General features: G+C 55.6%; 2 protein-coding genes. Both read right to left on the bottom strand.

The features are described 5' to 3' along the window. On the bottom strand, positions 1-184 hold a 184-nt coding region (locus JHD64_RS21135; RefSeq protein WP_199052825.1), incomplete at its 3' end, for a chemotaxis protein CheW. 36 nt (positions 185-220) lie between these two features. Continuing rightward, on the bottom strand, positions 221-477 hold a 257-nt coding region (locus JHD64_RS21130; protein WP_199055577.1), incomplete at its 5' end, for a response regulator.

Genomic DNA, 477 nt, shown 5'->3' with positions numbered 1-477 from the left:
CAAAGGGCATGTTGGGGGTTTTGGTGATGGCCGGCGTCTGCGATACCTCGCGCACCTTGAATACATTGATGCCGAAGGTTTCGCGGGTACCCAGCGAAAACAGCAGGATTTCCATCTTGTTGGAGCCGGCCAGTTTGGTACGGGCATCGACACTGGCAAGCAAGGATGCATCTGTTGCTGACATATTTTTTCCCTCTTCCGAATGACTGTCCGGTTTGGTTTAGTTCTTGGCCAGGTTGAGCATTTCGCGCAGTTTCATCGACAGCTTCTGGGCTTCGAACTTGGAAACATATTCGTCGACGCCGACAGACTGGCCCAGCTTCTGGTTGGAGGTGCCGGACAGCGAGGAGTGCATCAGTACCGGGATGCCGGCAAAGCGCGGGTCGCTCTTGATCAGCTTGGTCAGCATATAGCCGTCCATTTCCGGCATTTCCACGTCGGTCAGCACCAGGTGCAGGCTTTCGCACAGGCGCTTGC

The sequence above is a fragment of the Aquitalea sp. ASV15 genome (genome assembly GCF_016429115.1).
Classification (GTDB): domain Bacteria; phylum Pseudomonadota; class Gammaproteobacteria; order Burkholderiales; family Chromobacteriaceae; genus Aquitalea; species Aquitalea magnusonii.
Note: the sequence above shows the minus strand (reverse complement) of the source record. Positions and strands in the feature narration are given on the sequence as shown.